This window comes from Halopseudomonas phragmitis, from assembly GCF_002056295.1.
GTDB classification, from domain to species: Bacteria; Pseudomonadota; Gammaproteobacteria; order Pseudomonadales; family Pseudomonadaceae; genus Halopseudomonas; species Halopseudomonas phragmitis.
The window spans coordinates 2,387,829-2,404,045 of sequence record NZ_CP020100.1; the positions used below are offsets into that span (position 1 = coordinate 2,387,829).

Genomic DNA, 16,217 nt, shown 5'->3' on the forward strand with positions numbered 1-16,217 from the left:
CTATAGGTCGTTGTGCCTGGACGGTTGCCGATACAGTTGTGCCAACCTTTCAGGCGCCACTCCCAGCCAGTACAGCAGTCGCAACCGCCACATCAGCAGTATGGTGGGCAGCGTGCCGTGTTGTTGCCAGCGTCGGCTGGATGTTGTCAGTGGTGTGCTGATACACAGGGGCGGGCTGCGGCGGCGCAGACGTTTGCTCAGCTCAATATCCTCCATCAGCGGAATCTCGGCGTAGCCGCCCAATTGCTCAAACAGGGTGCGGTGCACAAAAATCGCCTGGTCGCCGGTACACACGCCGGTCAGGCGCGAGCGTCGGTTCATCATCCAGGCGACCAGACGCAGTAGCGGTGACGAGGGCTGCAGGCGCACATCGAACCTGCCCCAGGTGTGGTTGGTCGTGTTCGCTTCAGCATCCAATGGCAGCAATTGCATAAAACCTTCTGGCAATCGGGTATCGGCATGCAGAAACAGCAGCCACTCGCCTCTGGCCAGCAATGCCCCGGCATTCATCTGTCGTGCACGTCCCGTCTCGGTGACGATAACCTGATCGGCCAGCGGTTCTGCCAGCACCCGGGTGGCATCATTGCTGTTGCCATCGACGACGATGATTTCCAGTTCGCCGCGCAGCTCCTGCAGGGGCAGCAGGGCTTGCACGATGCCTGCGGCCTCGTCGCGCACGGGCAGGATAACCGACAGCCTCACCGACGCCTCCAGGCGTGATAGTGTGTCAAGCAGGCCAGTAGCCTTTGTGGTGCGTGGTTTCTCTTCCACTGGCCTGCAACGTATTTGTTGGCCTCAGCCAGTGTCGGGTAGCTGTGGACAGTACCGAGAATCTTGCTCAGGCCGATGTTGTGCTTCATCGCCAGCACGAACTCGGCGAGCAACTCGCCAGCATGCTGACCGATGATGGTAACCCCCAATATCCGGTCCTTGCCCGGTGCCGTGAGTACTTTGACGAAACCCTCGGCCGCTTCGTCGGCAATGGCCCGGTCCAGGTCATCAAGGCCGTAGCGGGTAACTTCACAGGCAATCCCTTGGGCCTGAGCTTCAGTTTCGGACAGCCCGACCCGCGCCACTTCCGGGTCGGTGAAGGTACAGTGTGGCAGCACCCGGTAATCGACCTTGAAGCGCCTGAAACTGCCGAACAGGGCGTTTACTGCGGCATACCAGGCCTGATGTGCCGCAGCGTGGGTGAACTGGTAGGGGCCGGTGACATCGCCTACTGCATAGATGTTGGGAAAACGGGTGGCCAGATACTCGTTGGTTTCCAGAGTGCCGTCGGCGCGACGAGCCAGTTTCAGCGTTTCGGCACCATAGCCTGCGGTATTGGCCGTGCGTCCCAGTGCTACCAAGACGCAGTCAAAAGCAATCTGCAGGGCCTGGTCGTCATCCAGTGAGCGGGCCAACAGGGTCGGCTGGCCGTTCATGTGTTCGAAACGCTCGGCCTGACAATGCAGATGCAAGGTCACACCTTCTTGCTGCAGGCTACTGATTACCAGCGCGCTGACATCCGGATCTTCGCGAGGCAGCAGGCGCGGGTTACGGCCAACCAGAGTGACTTGACTGCCCAGACGCTGGAAGGCCTGAGCCAGTTCGCAACCTATCGGACCTCCGCCCAGAACCAGCAGGCGCCTGGGCTGCTGGCGTAACTCCCAGACCGAGTCAGAGGTAACCATCGGCATTGCATCAAGGCCCGGCAGGTCGGGTACCAAAGGCTTGGCCCCAGCAGCGATGATGATGTTGCGGGTGCTTATACTGCGACCGTTGACCTCGACAGTCCAAGGTGAGCTGATACGGGCTGAACCTTTGATCACTTCGACGCCGAGATCGGTGTAACGCTCAGTCGAGTCATGAGGTTCGATCTGGCCTATGACCCGTTGCACCCGCGCCATCACTGCCGCGAAATCGACCGTGGCACTTGCCGCGCTGAAACCGAGCTGGTGAGCCTTGTTGACTTCGGCGATCAACCGGGCCGAACGAATCAATGCCTTGGATGGTACGCAACCGGTATTCAGGCAGTCGCCGCCCATGGCGTGTTTTTCGATCAGGCTGACATCAGCCTTGACCGCAGCGGCGATGTAGGCGCTCACCAGTCCTGCGCTACCGGCACCGATAACCACCAGGTTGCGCTCGAAACGCCTGGGTCTTGGCCAGCCACGGTATACCCGACGGGCCTTGAGCAGGGCGAGCGAGCGGCGTGCCAGCAGTGGGAACAACCCAAGCAGCACAAAGGCACCAATCAGGCCCGGAGACAGAATGCCAGCCAGAGACTCAAGCTGGCCCAGCTCTCGACCAGCATTCACATAGACTACTGTTCCGGGCAGCATCCCCACCTGGCTGACCCACCAGTAGGTCCGTACCGGCAGCTTGGTAAGCCCCATCGCCAGATTGATCAGAAAGAACGGAAAGGCCGGTACCAGGCGCAGGGCAAACAGATAAAAGGCACCTTCCTGGGCAATGCCACGGTCCAGGGCTTCCAAGCGCTGATTCAGTCTGGCCTTGACCCAGTCGCGTAGCAGAAACCGGCTGATCAGCATGGCCAATGTGGCGCCCAGGGTCGAGGCAAAGGACACCAGCAGGGTGCCCCACCACAGGCCGAACAGCGCACCGGCTATCAGGGTCATCAGCGCCGCGCCGGGCAAGGATAGGGCGGTAACCAGCACATAAATTGCGAAGAACAGGCCGCCAGCCAGCCATGGATGGGCATTGACGCCACCCTGGAGCGCGCTCTGGTAGGTTTTGAGGTTATCCAGCGTTAACAGTTGAGCAGCATCCGACGCGAAAAACCCTATGACCAGGGTGATGACCAACAGGCCCAGCAGCAGTCTTGCGATCTTCATGCCAGAGCACCGCCACAACTGGAACCCTGTCCAGCGGTACAGGCGAAGCAGTGGTCGCGGGTGACGATCGGATTGTTGTCCAGTGTGTCGGTGAGCAGATCACGCAGATGGCTGCGATCACGAGCCAGTAGACGCATGGGCAGATCAAGCATCTGATTGAAATCGCAGTCGTAGAGATAGCCCTGCCAGTCAACGCTGACGGTGTTGCGGCACATGAGGTTGGCCAGGTTGGTGGCGCTGAAATTGTCGCGCAGCAGTTGCATGTAATCGTTGAACTGCCCCTTGCTGACCAGCGTGCTGCCAAACCGGGCAATTGGCTGGTTGGTAATGGTGTGCAGATGGTTGAAGACAATGCCGAAGTCTTCCCGCAGATGTTGCTTGTAATCGGCCTCCAGCGCGGCTTGCGGTGGGGGCAAATAAGGACCGAGCGGGTTGTAGACCAGATTCAGCTCCAGCCCGGTGTCAGGTTGACCATAGCCAAGCCGGTTAAGCTGTTTAAGGCCCAGAATGCTACGTTCGAACACCCCATCGCCGCGCTGGCGGTCGACATTATCGCGGGAATAGCACGGCAGTGAGGCGGAAATGCGCACTGCCTGGCCTGCCAGGAATTCCGACAAACCCTCATAGCCAGGCTCGCTGAGAATGGTCAGGTTGCAGCGGTCGATCACCTCCAGACCCTGTGCCCGGGCATGCTGGACAATTTGACGAAAGCGCGGATGCATTTCCGGGGCGCCGCCTGTCAGGTCCAGAGTGGCTACCGGATGGCGGTCGATCACGGCGTATAACACTTCAACCAACTCGTCACTCATGGCTTCAGTGCGGGTAGGGCCGGCATTGACATGGCAGTGCAGGCAGCGCTGGTTGCAGCGGTAGGTCAGATTGACCTGCAGGATCTCCAGATGCCCGCGTCGAATCGCAGGGAAGCTGAGTTGGTCTAATAACGCAAGCATGTTACGCACGAGCCTTGTCCTATGTTTGTCAGTCTGGGCTGGCTTCTTGGAGTGAGTGCAAACCTTGATGTTACACCCTGCTAAAAATCCTCAATGACGTTAATGTATCCAACTGTTAGGGTAGTTAAGGAATTCATCAACATGGAAACGCACATGCTGAAAATGCTGGCAGGTGCCGTCGTTTTGGCGATGGCCGGGTGGGTAACGGCGCAGGAGACGGTTGCGCCACCTCAATTGTCACTGGAACACCAGGAAGCACTGCGCCAGGCGGTTGGCAGCAACAACCGCTCAATCACCAATATCATGCGTGATGCTCACCGTAATCCCGAGCAGACGCTGAATTTCTTCGCCGTCCAGCCTGATCACACTGTGGTTGAAATCTGGCCGGGGGCTGGCTGGTACACCGAGATACTGGCGCCGCTTTTGCGTGAGGATGGCAAGCTGATTGCCGCGCATTTCGACCCGGAAAGCGAGGTGGAGTTTTTCCGCCGTTCGCGCAGCGAATTCGAAGACAAACTAAGCAGACGACCGCGTGCGTATGATCGGGTCGAGCTGACGGTGCTCGACTATGACCCGCAGCGGCCGATTGCCGAGCCGGAAAGCGCCGACCGGGTGCTGACCTTCCGCAATGTGCATAACTGGCTGGCGGCCGGCATGGATGAAACCCGTACGGTCTTCGCCAAGTTTCATGCTGCGCTCAAGCCCGGCGGCATGCTGGGCGTGGTCGAACATCGGGCACGCCCCGGCACCAGCCTTGAAGACATGATCAAGACCGGGTACGTCAGCGAAGATCTGGTGATTGAGCTGGCTGAGGAGGCCGGCTTTACCCTGGTATCACGCAGCCCGATCAATCAGAATCCCCAGGACAATACCGACCACCCCGAGGGCGTCTGGACCCTGCCGCCCACCCTGCGCCTGGGCAATGAGAATCGCGCGCACTACCTGGCTATCGGCGAAAGCGACCGTATGACCTTGTTGTTCGTCAAATAGTCACCCGCGAATCTCCCCAGGCCACATGCGGCATATTGGGTAGGAGCGGCCTGCGGCCGCGAAGGGTTGCCGGTGATGCAAGGCCCATTCGCGCTCGCAGAGCGCTCCTACCAGGCCCTAATCCTTCTGCGTAACTTTACGCCGGAACGCAGTGGGGCTCATGTCGGTCCAGCGCCGGAATGCCCGGGTAAAACTGCTGGGGTCGAGAAAGCCTAGTTCATAGGCAATGCTGGTCAGCGATAGCTGGCCTTCGCTGATCATTCGTACCGCCGCCTCTTTACGCACCTCATCCACCAACTGTTCGTAGGAGGTATCTTCCTGACTCAGTTTACGCCGCAAATGGCGCGGGCTGATGTTCATAGGTACGGCTACCCGTTCGGCCGACACATCGCCGGAGCCGAGTAATAGCTGAATGCGGCGCTTTACCTGCTCCACCAGATCGCTGCTGGGTAGATTGGCCAGCAGGTCCTGCATCGCTTCGGTCAGGCGCGGCAACAAAAAAGGGTCGGCACTGGCCAGCGGTTTGTCGAGCAAGTCGCGGCTGATGACCAGGCTGTAATGTTCCGCACTCACAGCCTCCGGGCCATCCAGCAGGCGGGCACAGGCAACCAGTTCGCTATCCGGACGAATCAGATTGACGCGAGTCACCAGCCCCTGGTTATCCAGGTCCAGTTGGGTCAGTAGCCGAGCGAGGTAGCCGAGAATGGCTTCAATATGCTGGGCATGTGGCGTGCCCTGTGGTTGAAGGCGAATTTCGGTTTCAGCGTCCAGCAGGCGCATCTCCAGCTTTACCTGGGTGCTGACAATCGGAAAGAAGCGGGTCAGGTTGTTGATTGCTGCGCCGATATTACCGCTGGCCTGGGCTGTCAGGGCCAGAGCATTAAGCGGGGTAGGGCAGAACAGGCGATTGATGCGCAGCCCGAGCAGGTCATCTTCTGCCAGTCTGGAAGCTTCGGACCAGACCAATGAGCAAGAGGCTTGTTCGATGAAGGGGCTGCGTTCCTGGCTGTCACTGAACAGATTCTGGACGATACCGGAATGTTTGAGGGTCCGCTCGTAGTGATGCAGAGCCTGTTCGATGACTGGCAGCCAGAAGGCACGTTCACGAATCCTTGCGGTTTTGGACGCCTTTTGGTTATTGAGCATCGCGGGTGTCGGTCCTTGTAATTATGAGTGACAAAATAAACCTTTGTCTCGCTGTGCAGACTATCGATGCGGCCAGGGGGCGTCAATTACCTGAAATGGGATTCCGCATTGCGAAATGTTACACGGCGCTGAATACCCCATAGGGCTTGTAACTGGCATCATGGCATTTCCGCCAAGACCAAGGGTGCATGGGCGCTGAGGAGAGATCGTCGTTCTCTGCTGCCATAGCTGCTACCCAGGCCAATAATAGCGTTTTGACGCGAGTTAGGCTAATTCATGGAAGAGCGGGGCGGGCTGTCCGCCGGGTTGCAAAGTGAACCCATGGTCATGAGTGGACTAGGCGTTTTTGTCTTTGATTCACTTTGTGAATGGCCGTTTTGGTCAAGTAAATTGGCCTTCAAGGGCAAGTCTGAATTGCGCTGCTCATGACAGACTGCCATGGTCCTGAAGGTATCGGATGATACAACAGGTTCAAGTTACCCAAACGGAGCAGCACAATGACAAAAACAAAACAAGCCTGGCAGCTAGCTGCCTTGCCCCTGGCTATTGGACTGGTCAGCTTTGTCGGTTCGGCAAACGCAGCAAACTTCACCATCGGTGAGCTGGAAGGGCAGTTCGACTCTCAACTGTCGGTTGGTGCCAGCGTGTCCACTGCTGGTCGTGACTCTCGCCTGTATTTTGGTAATCCGGCCAACACCGACTTCGGTCAGGGTCAAGCTACCGCGCGGACTTCCGATGACGGCCGTCTGAACTACAAGAAAGGCGACGTTTTCTCCAAGATTTTCAAAGGCTCCCATGACCTTGAGCTGCGCTACGGCAACTCGGGCGCCTTCTTCCGTGGCAACTACTGGTACGATTTTGAAACCAAAGACGGCAGCCAGCGTTTCTACGATATCAGCGATTCCGGTCGTCACCCGCTGCAGAAGGGGTCAGGCGTACAACTGCTGGATGCCTTCTTCTACCATAACTACTTCATTGGCGATAACCCGGGTAACTTCCGAGTTGGCCGCCAGGTAGTGAGCTGGGGTGAAGGTCTGTTCATCCAGAACGGTATCAATGCGATCAACCCGATCGATGCATCCGCTTTCCGTCGCCCAGGCGCGGAAATCAAGGAAGGTCTGCTGCCGGTCGAAATGCTCTACTTGTCGCAGGGTTTGACCGAAAACCTCAGCATGGAGGCCTTCTACCAGCTCAAGTGGCATGAGACTGTTGCCGACAACTGCGGCACCTTCTTCTCAACCACTGATGTTGCCGCTCGTGGCTGTAATGATCGTCTGATCTTCGCTACTCCTGACCTGGAGCCGGGTCACCCAGCTTTGGGTAATGCTGTGCTTGGGCAGCCTGGTTACATCGTGCGTGCATACAAAGATCGCAAGGCCCGTGACGATGGCCAGTTTGGTGTGGCCTTCCGCTGGTTTGTTCCTGCGCTGAACAACACCGAGTTCGGCTTCTATGCCATGAACTACCATAGCCGCAACCCGCTGTATTCAAACATTAAGGGTGGGGTTGGTGCTGCCGGACAACAGACTGTACCGGGTATCGATGGTACTCAAGGTGTAGGTGGCTACTTCTTTGAATATCCTGAAGATATTCGCCTGTATGGCGTTAGCTTTGGTACTGATATCGCCGGCATGTCTGTTGCTGGTGAGCTGAGCTATCGTCCGAACATGCCGATCCAGATCAATACTGGTGACTTGAGCCGTGCAGCGATTGCTGAACTTGTCGCCCCTGGCGATCCGAGCTGGCGTGGTAATGAAAATGCTGCTCCTGGCACCTATCTGCAGGGTTATGAGCGTAAGGAGTTCTGGCAGGCCTCTCTGAGTGCTGTTCACTTCATTGATCGCGTACTCGGCGCCAGCCGACTGTCGCTGGTGGGTGAAGTCGGTGCCAACTACATCAGTGGCATGAAAACCGGTTTCGGTGTGACCAAGTACGGTCGCGACTCTCTGTTTGGTCAAAGCCCGGATGCCAACGGTAACTGTTTCTCCGAAACTGTAGGTCGTGGCGCCAGCTGGTGTGAGGATAATGGCTATTTCACCGACTTCTCCTGGGGCTACCGCATGCGCGCTTCCCTGGATTACAGCAACGTGTTCGCCGGTATCAACCTGAGCCCGAACGTTGCTTTCTCGCACGACGTTGAGGGTTACAGCCCCAACTTCAACGAGAACGCCAAGTCGGTCAGCATCGGTCTGAACGCCGATTACGCCAACAAGTACAACGCCAGCATCAGCTACACCAACTTCTTTGATGGCAAGTACAACACCCTGGTTGATCGCGACTTTGCCGCCATCAGCTTCGGCGTAAGTTTCTAAATCAGGACTCTGGAGACAAGAATAATGAAACTCAAGAAAGCCCTAATTGGTGCCGGTGGTCTGGCACTGAGCATGATTGCCTCTAGCGTCATGGCCCAAGGCCTCACTCAGGCTGAAATCGATTCGCTGGGTACCACTCTGACCCCGATCGGCGCCGAGCGTGCCGGTAATGCTGCGGGCACCATCCCGGAGTGGACTGGCGGTCTGCCGGTCAACGCCGGTGCTCAACTGGAGCGTGGCTTCCGTGAAAACCCCTACAAGGGTGAGCAGCCGCAATTCGTGATCACTGCCCAGAACTACCAGCAGTATCGCGATAACCTGACCCCTGGTCAGGTAGCGATGTTCGAGCGCTACCCGGAAACCTTCCGCATGCCGGTCTATCAGACCCAGCGTAGCGTCAGCTTCCCGCAGGCGATCTACGATCAGGTCAAGGCCAACGCTGGTCAGGCTCGTCTGGTCAACGGTGGCGACGGCATCGAGAACTTCACCCATGGCACTTTTGCCTTCCCGATTCCCAAGGTCGGTGCTGAGGTGATCTGGAACCACATGACCCGCTATCGCAAGAACATCAAGCGTTTCTATGTTCAGGCGATGCCGCAGGTCAATGGCTCCTACACCCTGATCAAGTTCGAGGAAGAAGCCGCCTACCCGCAATACATGCCCGACGTGGATCTGGACAAGGCCGCCAACACCCTGTTGTTCTTCAAACAGCGTGTAAACGCTCCGGCGCGTCTGGCTGGTAACGTATTGCTGGTACACGACACCCTGGATCAGTTGAAAGAGCCGCGCATGGCCTGGGTATACAACGCTGGTCAGCGTCGTGTACGCCGCGCCCCGCAGGTAGCTTATGACGGCCCGGGCACCGCTTCGGACGGCATGCGTACTTCCGACAACTTCTCCATGTATAACGGTGCTCCGGATCGCTACAACTGGACGCTGGTGGGCAAGAAGGAAGTCTACATTCCCTACAACAGCTACCAGCTGCTGGATCCGAACCTGAAGTACTCGGACATCCTGCAGGCCGGTCACATCAATCCGGAGCATACCCGCTTCGAATTGCACCGGGTCTGGGAAGTGCAGGGTAACGTCAAGGACGGTCAGCGCCACATCTACGCTCAGCGTAACTTCTTCGTAGATGAGGACTCCTGGCTGATCACCCTGGCCGACCACTACGATGGTCGTGGCACCCTGTGGCGTGTAGGTGAAGGGCACGTTGCCCATGCCTATAACGAGCAACTGCCGGGCTATGCCGCTGAGACCCTGTACGACCTGTTGGCAGGCCGTTACATCGCTCTGGGCATGTACAACGAGGAGTCTTCGGCTCCTGTGTATGGCACCAGCCCGTCGATGAACGAATTTACCCCGGCCGCCCTGCGCGCCGCTGGTGTTCGCTAAATCGGCAAGCGCTCACCCATTCGGGTGAGCTTGAGAAAGGGAGTCTATGACTCCCTTTCTTTTTGATCAAAAAATAAATGAACGTTCATTCCTTTTTGTAATAGGCTGCTTTCCGACTCAGTAAGCTGGGTTCAGTGATCTTCACACACAAGGACAACAACAATGACAAGAACACGTGATCCGCGGTTGCTGGCCGCACTCCCGTTGGCGGTCGCCCTGGCCTTTGCTCCAGCAGCATTGGCAGGCAGCTTCACCTGGGGAGAGGTGGAGGGCCAGTTCGATAGCGATTTGTCCATCGGCGCAAGCTGGGCAATGTCGAATCCCGATAAAAACTTCATTCACCCCGACAACGGCGGCCGGGCATCAGCGCGGACCACGGACGACGGGCGGCTGAACTTCAAGAAAGGCGATGCCTTTTCAAAGATTTTCAAGGGCAGTCATGATCTGGAGCTGCGTTATGCCAACTCCGGGGCATTCCTGCGCGGCAAGTACTGGTACGACTTTGAAACCAAGGACGGCAGCCAGCGCTTCTACGATATCAGCGACCGTGGCCGTGACCGCCTGCAAAAAGGCTCCGGCATCGAGCTGATGGACGCCTTCTTCTACCACAACTACTCCATTGGCAATAACCCGGGCAATATCCGGCTCGGGCGTCAGGTAGTGAGTTGGGGCGAGAGTCTGTTTATCGGTAACTCGATCAATAGCATCAATCCGATCGACGTATCGGCCTTTCGTCGGCCAGGCGCAGAGGTCAAGGAAGGTCTGATCCCGGTTGAAATGATTTACCTGTCCCAGGGGCTGACCCAGAACCTGACCGCCGAGCTGTTCTACCAGCTCAAGTGGGCACCCAGTGTAGTGGACAACTGCGGCACCTTCTTCTCCGCCAGCGACACCCTGGCCAAGGGCTGTAATGACCGTTTGACCATTGTCCAGGACCTGCCGCACCGTGACCCGGCGCTGGTCAATGGCGGGCCGGCCGGGCTGGCCATGTACAACGTGCGCTATCGCAAGGATCGGGAAGCGCGTGATGACGGCCAGTTCGGGGTGGCGTTGCGCTGGTTCGTGCCGCAACTGAATGATACCGAGTTCGGCTTCTACGCCATGAACTACCATAGTCGGGCGCCGGCGTTCTCCACGGTCAAGGGTTATGCGACCCTGCTGCCGGGTGTGCCGGGCATTGATGGTGCGCGAGGTGCCGGCGGTTACTTCCTTGAGTATCCGGAAGACATCCGTCTGTATGGTGTCAGCTTCCAGACCAGCATCGGCGGCGCTACGGTAGCGGGCGAGCTGAGCTATCGGCCCAATTACAACCTGCAGATCAATACTTCCGACCTGAGTCTGACAGCCTTGCCTGGCGCCTTCCTGGGGGGCTTTGACTATGGTTCGTTCAGCCCGGTTTATAACGGTCAGAACGTAGGGCTGCAGCCCGAGGACGAGATTACCGGTTACCGGCGCAAGGAACTCTGGCAGGCGCAGGTTTCGGTGATCCAGTTTATCGACCGGGTCTTGGGCGCCAGCCGCCTCAGCCTGGCAGGCGAGGTTGGTTACAACTACATCGGCGCGCTGGAAAGCGGCAAGAACGGCACTACCCGTTATGGCCGTGACCCACTGTTCGGGCAAAGCCCGATCACGCCGGTGGTGGGCGGCTTGTGTCTGGCGCATACCGGCGACAATGCCCAGCGCTGGTGCGAAAGTGACGGCTACGTGACTCGTAGCTCTTGGGGTTACCGAGTGCGCGCGGCGCTGGATTACAGCAACGTGTTTGCCGGTATCAACCTGTCGCCAAGCCTGGCCTGGTCCCACGATGTCAAAGGCTATGGCCCCAACTTCATTGAGGATGCCAAATCGGCCAGCCTTGGCCTGAATGCCGACTACGCCAACAAGTATTACGCCAGCCTCAGCTACACCTCATTCTTCGACGGCAAGTACAACACCCTCAAGGACCGTGACTTCATGGCCCTGAGCTTTGGAATGAGCTTCTGATGGCAGCCACTGGAGAATATTCGATGCACAAACAACACACCCTGCTGGCAGCCGGGGGACTGGTCTTGAGCCTGTTGGCTACCAGTGTCATGGCGCAAAGCGTTAGCCCGGCGGAAATCGCCCAGCTGGGCAGTAACCTGACACCTGTCGGTGCTGAGCGTGCCGGCAATGCCGCTGGTACCATTCCCGAATGGACAGGTGGTTTGGGGCCGGATTCTGGTCAGACCGTCGGCGATAACTTCCAGACCAACCCGTTCGCGGGCGAGCAGCCGCAATTCGTGATCACGGCCCAGAATTATCAGCAGTATCGCGACAATCTGAGCCCTGGCCAGATCGCCATGTTTGAGCGCTACCCGGAAACCTTCCGCATGCCGGTCTACCAATCGCACCGGAGCGTGGGTTACCCGCAGGAAGTCTACGATCAGGTCAGAGCTACTGCCGGCCAGGCGCGGCTGGTCAACAACGGTGACGGGATTGAGAACTTCACTCACGGCTCATTTGCCTTCCCGATCCCCAAATCCGGTGCCGAGGTAATCTGGAATCACAACACCCGCTATCGCCTGAACGTCAAACGTTGGTACATGCAAGCCATGCCGCAGACCAACGGCTCCTACACCCTGATCAAGATGGAGGAAGAGGTTGGCTATCCGCAGTACATGCCGGATGTCGATGAGGCCAGCGTGCCCAATACCTTGCTCTACTTCAAACAGCGGGTGAACGCCCCGGCGCGTCTGGCCGGTAACGTCCTGCTGGTGCACGACAGCCTGGATCAGTTGAAAGAGCCGCGCATGGCCTGGGTATACAACGCTGGTCAGCGTCGTGTGCGTCGCGCCCCGCAGGTTGCCTATGATGGCCCGGGTACTGCCTCTGACGGCATGCGCACCTCCGACAACTTCTCCATGTATAACGGTGCGCCGGATCGCTACAACTGGACGCTGGTGGGCAAGAAGGAAGTCTACATTCCCTACAACAGCTACAAGATGGCCCAGCGTGACGTGAAGTACGCCGATGTGCTCAAGGCGGGTCACATAAACCCGGAGCACACCCGTTTCGAGCTGCACCGGGTCTGGGAAGTGCAAGGCAACGTCAAGCAGGGTCAGCGCCACATCTACGCTCAGCGTAACTTCTTCGTGGATGAGGACTCCTGGATGATCACCCTGGCTGACCACTACGATGGCCGTGGCACGCTGTGGCGTGTTGGTGAGGGGCACATTGCCTTCAACTACAAGGTCAAGCTGCCGGGTTACACCATCGAAACCCTGTATGACCTGCTGGCCGGTCGTTACATCGCGCTGGGTATGTATACCGAAGAAGTGTCTGCACCGCAGTTCGACTTTGTTCCGACCTATAACCAGTTCACCCCGGCGGCGCTCAGAGCATCCGGCGTGCGCTAATTGTCTGGGAGCGGATGATCGCGGTTGCGATCGTTTGGGTTTGGGGGCGCCTGGCGCCCCCTTTTTTGTATAAAGCTATTCGTACTGTTGCTGTCAGGCCTTCTTGAGCCCTTGATCCCTGAATGCTGTCGGACTCATACCGGTCCAGCGGCGGAAGGCGCGGGTGAAACTGCTGGGATCGAGAAAACCCAGCTCAAACGCAATGCGGCCCAGGTTCAGCTTGCCATCCTGAATCAGGCGAATGGCCAGCTCCATGCGCACTTCGTCCAGCAGCTTCTCATAGGTGGTGTGGGTTTCACTTAGCTTGCGCCGCAGGTGCCGCGGGCTCATGTTGAATGGCGTGGCCACCAGCTCTTCAGATATCTCGCGCTCGGCAACCAGCACCCGAATTCTCTGTTTTACCTGCTCGGCAAAGTCGACATTCGGCAGATCACCCAGCATATCTTCCAGTGAGGCATCCAGCCGCTTGCTCAGGAACGCATCGGCCGTTTCCAGTGGCACTCGCATCAGTTGCTGGTTCAGACGCACGGCAATGCGTTTTGCTCCAAGCCGGACTCGCCCGTTAAGCGCATCCTCCACCCGCTGGCGGGTTTTTTCATGGTCGCCGACCAGCCGGGTTTCCAGCACCAGAGAAGACGGGCCCTGATCCAACGCTTTCCAGATCTTTGAGCATTGTCCCACCAGTGCTTCCAGATGCAGTGGGTGCGGAGAGCCCTTGGGCTCGAAGTAGATGGTCAAATATTGATCGTCTTCAACTGAGTAGAGCTGTACCTGGGTGCTGAAAACGGAAATGTACTTGATGATCCGGCGGATCCCGGTGCCTATCGTCTCGCTTGAGGTAGCGGCCAGGCCCAGAACCTTGAGGGTATTTGAGCAGAAGGTCTTGCCCAGCTTGAGTCCAAAGCACTCATCACCGGACAGCACTGCTGCCGAATGCCATAAACGATTCATGTCGGTCTGACTGATCTGAGCCAGACTGTGATCTTCAGGCGAGCAATGATGGCGCAGGTCTGCCGGCAAATCCTTCGCTGATTTACCGTACTGCTCCAATGTCTTGCTAATTGCTTTTGCCCAGAATGCCCGCTCCTGCAACCGTTGGCAGGGCAGGGGATGCAAAACCTGATTCATGCCTGAGACTCTCTTGTTTTTATTGTGGAGGTCGGCAGTCTCTTGCTGCCTTAACGGTCTCCAAGATAGTGCAATCCAGATGATTATGCAAAAGGATGCAACAGATTATTCCATGCTGTGGATGATGCCTATTCAGCGCATGAATGTCCTGGTAGGACAAAATATTCGTCCTAATCGGTCAAAACAACTCCGCGCGCCGTGACAGACTAAATCCCGATGCCAGACACCTCCCAGAGGTCTGGCGTCCATGATTCACTCTAACGGAGCAGCACAATGACAAAAAAAATGCATGCTTGGTCGCTCGCGGCATTGCCCCTGGCAATTGGATTGGCCAGCTTCAGCGGCTCAGCGAACGCCGCCAATTTCAACATCGGCCCGATTGATGCCCAATTCGACTCCACCCTGTCGGTTGGTGCCAGTATGTCCACCCAAAATGCGGACAAACGTTTCATTGGGGTCGCCAATGGTGGTCAGGCTGCGGCACGGACCTCGGATGATGGTCGTCAGAACTACAAGTCTGGTGACTGGTTCTCCAAGATCTTCCGTGGCGTTCATGACCTGGAAATGAAGTACGAGAACTCTGGCGCGTTTTTCCGCGGCAAGTACTGGTACGACTTCGAGACCAAAGACGGCAGTCAGCGTTTCTACGATATCAGCGATCGGGGGCGTCCGCCGCTGGTCAAAGGGTCGGGTGTTGCGCTGCTGGATGCATTTTTCTATCACAACTATTTTATCGGCAATAACCCAGGCAACATCCGTATTGGCCGTCAGGTCGTAAGCTGGGGTGAAAGTACCTTCATTGGCAACTCGATCAACTCGATTAACCCGATCGACGTAGCTGCTTTCCGTCGCCCTGGTGCGGAAATCAAAGAAGGCTTGATGCCGGTTGAAATGCTCTATATCTCTCAGGGTCTGACCGACAGCCTGAGTCTGGAAGCCTTCTACCAGCTCAAGTGGCATGCTTCGGCAATCGATAACTGCGGTACTTTCTTCGGTGCCGATACCCTGGCAACTGGCTGTCTTGACCGCCTGGTTGTTGCAGGTCAAGACTTCCCGCAGGGCCAGCAGCCTCCGGGAACCTATATCGTCCGCGCGCAAAAAGACCGTGACGCTTCCGATAGCGGCCAATTCGGTGTTGCCCTGCGCTGGTTCGTACCGGCACTGAATGATACCGAGTTCGGGTTCTTTGCCATGAACTATCACAGCCGTGCGCCGTACTATTCCAACATTGCAGGCTTGCCGCCGGGAGTAGGTAACCCGATTACGGGTCTTGATGGTGTTAATGGTCCGGCTGGTTACTTCTTCGAGTACCCGGAAGATATTCGCCTGTATGGTGTCAGCTTCCAGACCAACGTTGGCGGTACTGCGCTCAGCGGTGAATTGAGCTATCGCCCGAACATGCCTCTGCAGCTCAATACAGGGGATATGAGCCGTACCGCTTTGGTTAACCCGGCAACCGGCCAAGACAACACTCACCGTGGTCTGCAGGTTGGGGTTGGTGATGAGATCAGCGGCTATGAGCGCCAAGAAGTGTATCAGGCGCAAATCACCGCAATTCACTTCATCGAGCGCGTAATGGGTGCCAGCCGCCTGTCGCTGGTGGGTGAAGTGGGCGTCAACTACATCGCTGGTATCGGTGATCTCAAGTTCGGTCGTGACTCACTGTTCGGCCAAAGCCCGTTCGTGGAAGGTGACGGCGGTGCTGGTGTTCTTCCGCCCGGCCAGTGCTCTTCATTCCAGGGGACTCCGGTTGGTGGTTCGCCCAAGGCTGCAAGCTGGTGTGAGAACGATGGTTTCATGACTCGCTGGTCGTCTGGCTATCGTCTGCGTGCTGCGCTGGATTACAGCAACGTGTTCGCTGGTATCAACCTGAGCCCGAGCATCAGCTGGTCGCATGATGTCGATGGTTATGGCCCGAACTTCACTGAAAATGCCAAAGCTATCAGCCTGGGTCTGAACGCCGATTACGCCAACAAATACAACGCCAGTATCAGCTATACCAACTTCTTTGATGGTAAGTACAACACTGCCGTTGATCGCGACTTCCTCGCCCTCAGCGTCGGTGTAAGCTTCTGATAA

11 protein-coding genes are annotated in these 16,217 nt (G+C 57.4%); 6 read left to right on the forward strand and 5 right to left on the reverse strand.

Annotation, left to right across the window (positions count from 1 at the left end; genetic code table 11):
* Genes BVH74_RS11040 through arsS form a run of 3 tightly spaced genes read right to left on the reverse strand, consistent with a single transcriptional unit; the run spans position 1 to position 3,790 of the window.
* A complete protein-coding gene (locus tag BVH74_RS11040; RefSeq protein ID WP_177344525.1) occupies positions 1-702 on the reverse strand; it encodes a TIGR04283 family arsenosugar biosynthesis glycosyltransferase in 702 nt (233 codons plus the stop codon).
* Positions 699-2,840 carry a dihydrolipoyl dehydrogenase family protein gene (locus BVH74_RS11045; RefSeq protein WP_080050123.1) on the reverse strand — a complete coding sequence of 714 codons (2,142 nt, stop codon included), beginning with the start codon at positions 2,838-2,840 and terminating at the stop codon, positions 699-701. The genes BVH74_RS11040 and BVH74_RS11045 overlap by 4 nt, the downstream gene beginning before the upstream one ends.
* Positions 2,837-3,790: an arsenosugar biosynthesis radical SAM (seleno)protein ArsS gene (gene arsS / locus BVH74_RS11050; RefSeq protein ID WP_080050124.1), complete on the reverse strand. Its 954-nt coding sequence runs from the start codon at positions 3,788-3,790 to the stop codon at positions 2,837-2,839. Before arsS ends, BVH74_RS11045 begins: the two co-directional genes overlap by 4 nt.
* 141 nt (positions 3,791-3,931) lie before the next feature.
* Between arsS and BVH74_RS11055 the strand changes: the two genes are divergently transcribed.
* Positions 3,932-4,780, forward strand: a complete 849-nt coding sequence (locus tag BVH74_RS11055; RefSeq protein ID WP_080050125.1) for a class I SAM-dependent methyltransferase — start codon at positions 3,932-3,934, stop codon at positions 4,778-4,780.
* Between the two features lie 117 nt (positions 4,781-4,897).
* On the opposite strand, the gene BVH74_RS11060 is transcribed toward BVH74_RS11055, so the two are convergent.
* Entirely contained in the window at positions 4,898-5,926 is a 1,029-nt protein-coding gene (locus tag BVH74_RS11060) for an AraC family transcriptional regulator (protein WP_080050126.1), read from the reverse strand.
* A gap of 497 nt (positions 5,927-6,423) precedes the next feature.
* On the opposite strand from BVH74_RS11060, the gene BVH74_RS11065 reads away from it, so the two are divergent.
* The 4 genes from BVH74_RS11065 to BVH74_RS11080 all read left to right on the forward strand — a co-directional run bounded on the left by BVH74_RS11065 (position 6,424) and on the right by BVH74_RS11080 (position 13,010).
* Positions 6,424-8,238 carry a DUF1302 domain-containing protein gene (locus BVH74_RS11065; protein WP_080050127.1) on the forward strand — a complete coding sequence of 605 codons (1,815 nt, stop codon included), beginning with the start codon at positions 6,424-6,426 and terminating at the stop codon, positions 8,236-8,238.
* Between the two features lie 24 nt (positions 8,239-8,262).
* The gene (locus BVH74_RS11070; protein WP_080050128.1) at positions 8,263-9,633 is read left to right on the forward strand and encodes a DUF1329 domain-containing protein; all 1,371 of its coding nucleotides are present in this window, start codon (positions 8,263-8,265) and stop codon (positions 9,631-9,633) included.
* 162 nt (positions 9,634-9,795) lie between these two features.
* Positions 9,796-11,616, forward strand: a complete 1,821-nt coding sequence (locus BVH74_RS11075; protein ID WP_080050129.1) for a DUF1302 domain-containing protein — start codon at positions 9,796-9,798, stop codon at positions 11,614-11,616.
* Positions 11,617-11,639: 23 nt separating this feature from the next.
* On the forward strand, positions 11,640-13,010 hold the full coding sequence (locus BVH74_RS11080) for a DUF1329 domain-containing protein (protein ID WP_080051703.1): 1,371 nt from the start codon (positions 11,640-11,642) through the stop codon (positions 13,008-13,010).
* A 93-nt stretch (positions 13,011-13,103) separates the two neighbouring features.
* Here BVH74_RS11080 and BVH74_RS11085 read toward each other — a convergent pair whose 3' ends face one another.
* A complete protein-coding gene (locus BVH74_RS11085) occupies positions 13,104-14,138 on the reverse strand; it encodes an AraC family transcriptional regulator (protein ID WP_080050130.1) in 1,035 nt (344 codons plus the stop codon).
* Between the two features lie 273 nt (positions 14,139-14,411).
* Between BVH74_RS11085 and BVH74_RS11090 the strand changes: the two genes are divergently transcribed.
* The gene (locus BVH74_RS11090; protein WP_080050131.1) at positions 14,412-16,214 is read left to right on the forward strand and encodes a DUF1302 domain-containing protein; all 1,803 of its coding nucleotides are present in this window, start codon (positions 14,412-14,414) and stop codon (positions 16,212-16,214) included.
* The last annotated feature ends 3 nt before the right edge of the window (positions 16,215-16,217 follow it).

Excerpts from the sequence above, each read along its gene's own strand:
- BVH74_RS11045 (WP_080050123.1), bottom strand. The coding sequence starts at position 2,840 with ATGAAGATCGCAAGACTGCTGCTGGGCCTGTTGGTCATCACCCTGGTC.
- arsS (WP_080050124.1), bottom strand. The coding sequence starts at position 3,790 with ATGCTTGCGTTATTAGACCAACTCAGCTTCCCTGCGATTCGACGCGGG.
- BVH74_RS11055 (WP_080050125.1), top strand. The coding sequence starts at position 3,932 with ATGGAAACGCACATGCTGAAAATGCTGGCAGGTGCCGTCGTTTTGGCG.
- BVH74_RS11060 (WP_080050126.1), bottom strand. The coding sequence starts at position 5,926 with ATGCTCAATAACCAAAAGGCGTCCAAAACCGCAAGGATTCGTGAACGT.
- BVH74_RS11065 (WP_080050127.1), top strand. The coding sequence starts at position 6,424 with ATGACAAAAACAAAACAAGCCTGGCAGCTAGCTGCCTTGCCCCTGGCT.
- BVH74_RS11070 (WP_080050128.1), top strand. The coding sequence starts at position 8,263 with ATGAAACTCAAGAAAGCCCTAATTGGTGCCGGTGGTCTGGCACTGAGC.
- BVH74_RS11075 (WP_080050129.1), top strand. The coding sequence starts at position 9,796 with ATGACAAGAACACGTGATCCGCGGTTGCTGGCCGCACTCCCGTTGGCG.
- BVH74_RS11080 (WP_080051703.1), top strand. The coding sequence starts at position 11,640 with ATGCACAAACAACACACCCTGCTGGCAGCCGGGGGACTGGTCTTGAGC.
- BVH74_RS11085 (WP_080050130.1), bottom strand. The coding sequence starts at position 14,138 with ATGAATCAGGTTTTGCATCCCCTGCCCTGCCAACGGTTGCAGGAGCGG.
- BVH74_RS11090 (WP_080050131.1), top strand. The coding sequence starts at position 14,412 with ATGACAAAAAAAATGCATGCTTGGTCGCTCGCGGCATTGCCCCTGGCA.